3 protein-coding genes are annotated in these 2499 nt (G+C 38.9%); all 3 read right to left on the bottom strand.

Going from position 1 to position 2499, the window contains the following annotated elements; translation table 11 throughout:
* Window position 1: 1 nt before the first annotated feature.
* Window positions 2–340 carry a YrdB family protein gene (locus ACOVO2_RS16380; RefSeq protein WP_421771014.1) on the bottom strand — a complete coding sequence of 113 codons (339 nt, stop codon included), beginning with the start codon at window positions 338–340 and terminating at the stop codon, window positions 2–4.
* A 35-nt stretch (window positions 341–375) separates the two neighbouring features.
* Window positions 376–1797: a CotH kinase family protein gene (locus ACOVO2_RS16375; RefSeq protein WP_421771013.1), complete on the bottom strand. Its 1422-nt coding sequence runs from the start codon at window positions 1795–1797 to the stop codon at window positions 376–378.
* Between the two features lie 85 nt (window positions 1798–1882).
* Window positions 1883–2499 (bottom strand): RICIN domain-containing protein (locus tag ACOVO2_RS16370; RefSeq protein WP_421771012.1); only part of this gene is annotated, 617 nt, incomplete at its 5' end.

Here is a 2499-nt window from a genome sequence, read left to right as displayed (position 1 = left end):
TTTACTCGCCAAAATAATACTCAAAACATAAATTTACAATTGCCACCAAGCCAAAGACCACTGCATAGTTCGTATTTCCTAATTTATGAAGCATAAATGTTGCTAACATAAACAACACAAACTCAAAGGCAATTCTATACCCTAAGCTTAGTCGATTGGAAGACCTTGGTGCTGCAAAATAGCCCCAAAGTAAAACTACAACTACTATTAGCAATAATGCAAATCCGTATTTTGACCATAAGCCTTTTCCTTGTAAATATCCCCAACGGCCCACGGCAGCCAGCATACCCAATTCGAGCAAAAAAGCAGTAACTTGATTGATAATCCTTATGAATTGCATCGTTTTGTGATATATTTATTTAAATCATTCATGAGTTATTGCTGTGTTCGAGCAAATTTTACTTGATTTTTCAAGGTATTTACTGCCGAATTCCAAGTAGCTTCTGATGTGGCTTTTTTATTAAATTCATTCGTGATACCTGAGTTATGAAAAGCGTCAGCTTCTTTAATAAATGGCTCAATTTGCTTTGCCCAAATATCCATTTGTTTAATGGTTTTTTCATCGGTTAAGATATTTTGCTGCAAATGTTTTTTCAAATCAGCATATTCAGTTTTGAAGCCTGCCCATGCGGCAGTAAGTTTATCGCAAGCTGCTGAACGTTGACTAAAAGCAGGATTACCTAAATTTATCAATGAACAGTTATTTGAAATTTCGCCCCATTTATCAGCTATTGGTGTAATATTGTTGGTATTTCTGAGAATATGCTCAAAAGCTCCATCTAAATCCCACGGAATTAGGTGCATTTTTCGGTTCTTTTTGTCCTCAAACCAATAATAATTGTGATTGTAGCACGAAGCTAAATCATTGCAATACCAATGAAATGGGCCATCGTCGTGGCGAATCAATCTATCAACCACCGCATAAGATATTATTTGGTTGACATCCATGTATTTTCTAACCAAATCCTTTGCGTTAGTGGTGTTTGAAGCCGCAAAAGCACTGCCAAATTCCTTGAAAAAACTCACATCTGGTTTTTCCTCATTGGTTTTTAGGGCATCAATAAATGCTTTATCAGTTTGAACTTCACCCGTTGGTTTGAGTGGCCATACTTCTTTGTAAATATCGCCTTTTCCGTTTTTATAGAAATATTCAGCAAAACGATTGTCGATTTCTTCTGTAAGTCCAAAAAGCCCCCAAAGTTGTCCATTGACCACTACTCGTGCATGCACCGAACGAGGAGCAGGTACGCCCATTTGAGCGAAAAGCCAATAACCTAATCGCTCCCGAAGCTGCGATTTATCATAGTTTTGACTATGAAATTGAAGTTTATTTAAATCATAAAAACGCTCTTTGCGGTCTTGCCAATTTATTTTTACTTGCATACTCAGTTTCACGCAAGTTTTATACCCCGAAGGATTTGTCCAATCCCTACCCGAAACACAACCTACATAAGCTCCAATAGAGCCTTTATAGCGAACCCCAACAGGGCTAATCGTATCTCCTTCAAAGACTAACGCCGCTTCTACGTATTCTTCTTTGGTAGGGTCTGCATTAATTTTATATAAATCGTCATCTCTAAAAATGAGTTGATACGTTTTTACACCCTCTTGATTATAGACATAATCAGAGTTTTTGGAAAGATATTTTTCCGTGCCTTTCGGTGTAATTTTCGGCACAACCTCCTTCACGATTGGCGTTGGGGTGTCATCTTCCAGTTTTTCTTTCGAGCAGGAAACAATAATTATAAACCCTGTGATTGACAGAAAAAAGAGTTTGGTAAGTATTGAAATTTTCATGGCAAATCTTTACGAATGAAAAAAGTTTAGTTTTTGTGTGGTTTTTGAGGGAGACGTAGGCCTTTACCTACGTCTCCGATTGTATTTATGGCAATTTAAAATTCCATTTTGAATTATCACTATTGAAATCAAACTTTCCTAAAGTTGGTGTACTATCTCCCGAAGAAATCAAAGCAAGTTTTTCGTTAGAGTTCGGTACAACTTTTGGCATAATACGGTAAGTTCCATCAATCAATTGGTCGATTCTCCAAAGTTGTTGGGCAGCACCTGTAAACTTCGGTACGGTTATCAATTCAGCGTCTGCCGTAGCAGCCAAAGCACGTTCTGTGCCAGCAATCACGATTTTATAATATTGTCCACCTGGGTAGCCACCACCATCAGGTACGGCCGTAATTGTCCATTTTTGGTGTGGTCTGGCTATGTAGTCGCCCGCTCTTACGCCAATTTCACCAGTAGGCCATTTTTCAATAACATCTTTAAGTTCTTGCGATGCCACAGGTTTGATGGGTTCGTTTGGGTCACGAGGGCCACGGAATCCACCCGCCAAACGAGTGAAATCTACGATTAGTTCAAGCCCATAGCCACGGCGTTCGGATTCTATCATATAAGTGCCTTCTTTGAAAAGCTCTCCTCCTACTGGCCAACCATTTTTCCAAAGTAACGGACGAATCGCCAACACACTGCGACCACTTTGGTCTAAGT

It is taken from the genome of Emticicia sp., from assembly GCF_049241225.1.
In the GTDB taxonomy this organism is placed as follows: Bacteria; Bacteroidota; Bacteroidia; order Cytophagales; family Spirosomataceae; genus Emticicia.
This window is presented reverse-complemented; position numbering and strand designations above follow the sequence as displayed.